The 2,263-nt window shown below is 40.7% G+C and carries 1 protein-coding gene and 1 pseudogene; both read left to right on the top strand.

All coding sequences use genetic code 11. From position 1 onward, the window contains the following. A partial coding sequence (locus FWJ59_RS09390; RefSeq protein ID WP_414481669.1) for an alpha-L-arabinofuranosidase C-terminal domain-containing protein occupies positions 1-1,648 on the top strand: 1,648 nt, incomplete at its 5' end. A gap of 16 nt (positions 1,649-1,664) precedes the next feature. Continuing rightward, positions 1,665-2,228, top strand: a pseudogene (locus tag FWJ59_RS09385) (family 43 glycosylhydrolase); the annotation flags it as partial. Positions 2,229-2,263 lie beyond the last annotated feature (35 nt).

Here is a 2,263-nt window from a genome sequence, read left to right as displayed (position 1 = left end):
ATATAATCTTTGGGGGTATTATACCTCTAATGGTTTGGGTTTTTATGAATTCTTTCAGTTTTGTGAGGATATAGGTGCTGAACCTGTTCCAGTAATCAATTGTGGTATGTCATGTCAAGCTCGAGGTGGCAACTTTGCCTCTCTCAGCGATCTGGACGAATATATACAGGATGCGCTGGACCTTATAGAATATGCCAATGGCCCTGTGGACAGCAAGTGGGGAGCTGTGAGGAAGCAGCACGGTCATCCAGAGCCTTTTAATTTGAAATATTTAGCTATTGGAAATGAACAGTGGGGAGAGGCATATTTTCAAAGGTACGAGAAGTTTTATGACGCAATAAAAGAAAAATATCCTGATATAAATATCATATTTTCTGCCGGTCCTAGTGGAACTGGTCCGCTGTTATATAATGCATGGGAATGGGTTAAGAAAACCGGAAAAGCCGATATTGTAGAAGAACATTTTTACATGGCGCCGGAATGGTTCTTCAGCAATGTTGATCGCTATGATGATTATGATAGAAACGGTCCAAAAGTCTTTATTGGAGAATATGCTGCCCATACTTCTGGCCGTAAAAACAATATGGAAGCTGCCCTAGCAGAAGCTGCATTCTTGACTGGTGTGGAGCGTAACTCCGATATCGTCATTATGGCCTCTTATGCACCTTTGCTGGGAAAGGCCGGGGCTTCTCAGTGGCAACCCAATTTGATATGGTTTAATAATATGAGCTCATACGGTACGCCAAGCTATTACGTTCAGAAAATGTTCAGCGAAAACAGAGGAGATTTCATACTTCCATTGGAGCTGTCGGTGCCGAAGGAAGAGAATGAAAACAGTATCCAGGGCATGGTTGGTTTGGGGTCATGGGTTACTCAGGTGGAATACAAGGATTTCAAAGTTATAGGGGAGGATGGTAGCGTTATTTTCTCTGATGATTTTTCTGACAGTGAATTCAATTGGAAAGTCATTAATGGTAACTGGAGGATAGAGAACGGAGCGCTGAGACAGGTGAGTAGAGATGAAAATTGTTATGCCATCACAGGCGATATAAATTGGGAAAATTATACTATAAGCCTTAAAGCACGAAAACTCGGTGGGAATGAGGGAATGCTTATACTATTCGGCGTTAAAAACAATAACACATTTTACTGGTGGAATATCGGGGGTTGGGGTAATACCTACACAGCTATAGAGAAATCGGTGGCAGGTAATAAAACGGTAATAACTGACCTCAAGAATGTTACTGTGGTTTCCGGTAAATGGTATGATATAAAAATTGAGCTCTCAGGTGAGAGGATCAGATGTTATCTCAACGGGGAGCTAATTCATGATGTGATTGATAGAACCGATTACGATGACTTATATGCGGTATCTAGCATTGATAAAAATGGAGATATAATTCTCAAAGTTGTCAATGCTTCTGACGATAAGCAGAACGTCAAGATAATATTGGATGGAGCGCAAAAGGTAATACCCGAAGGAATAGCCATCATATTGTCTGCTGACAGCAAGAACGCTGAAAATAATTTTTTAAACCCAAGAAGGGTTTATCCGGTGACCAAAAAGGTCAAAGGATTGAAAGGAACTTTCACCTTCCAATTTGACGGCAATTCAGTCACTATATTGAGGATAAAGACGAAAAAGTAAAAGGGAGTTGAAGCTTATGAATAAAAATGCTTTTAAGCGATTACTTTATCTTTTACTTGCTTTTCCATTTTCGACCAGCGTATTTGCCAATACAGGAGTTTCAGATGTGGATTTTAAACCGGAGTTTGCAAACGTATCAGTGCATGATCCTTGTATAATAAAGGTAAATGATACTTTCTACGTTTTTGGGACTCATATTGAGGCTGCTAAATCCAAGGACTTGATGAAATGGACCAAATTTACAAACGGCTATAAAACTCCCGGCAATGCATTGTACGGTGATCTATCTAAAAACCTGGCCGAGTCATTTGCCTGGGCCGGTGAAGACGATGCCGACTGCAAAGGTGGTTTTGCCGTATGGGCTCCTCAGATCTTATGGAATCCGTATTACATAAATAAAGATGGTACCAAGGGCGCATATATGCTTTATTATAGCGTATCTTCTACCTATATACGCTCGGCTATAGGCTTTGCGGTGTCAAAGGATATAGAAGGGCCGTATGAGTATGTGGGCACCATCATTTACTCTGGCTTTACAAGAGATAAGGCTTATGATGAGAATAGCGATGTGAATAAAAAGAGGTGAGGGTTCGTCAGTTGTTCATGAACCAGGAT

The organism is Caldicoprobacter sp. (assembly GCF_047459465.1).
Classification (GTDB): domain Bacteria; phylum Bacillota; class Clostridia; order Caldicoprobacterales; family Caldicoprobacteraceae; genus Caldicoprobacter.
This window is presented reverse-complemented; position numbering and strand designations above follow the sequence as displayed.